The following is a 230-nucleotide window of genomic DNA, read 5'->3' as shown; positions in this document are numbered from 1 at the left end:
GGGACGAACCTTTCTCCATGTACGGACTGCTGGCGGAAGACTTTTCACTTGCCGAAGACGGACTGTCGGCAACATTCAGGCTCAACCCGAAAGCCAAATTCCACAACGGCGATCCCGTCCTTGCCAAAGACGTAGCCACCTCCTTCCGCCTGCTTACCCAAGACAAAGCCGCCAACCCCTTCTACCGCATATACTGGAGCGACGTTGCCAAAGTCGAAACGCCCGACGAC

General features: G+C 56.5%; 1 protein-coding gene. It reads left to right on the top strand.

Annotated features, from left to right (window positions below; translation table 11 throughout):
• Positions 1-230, top strand: a 230-nt coding sequence (locus ACTHS3_RS18845) for an ABC transporter substrate-binding protein (protein ID WP_440368938.1), incomplete at both ends; no start/stop codon positions are given.

Source organism: Neisseria sp. P0009.S007, assembly GCF_051962515.1.
The sequence above is the reverse complement of the archived record's forward strand: the minus strand, read 5'-3'. Positions and strand labels throughout refer to the sequence as shown.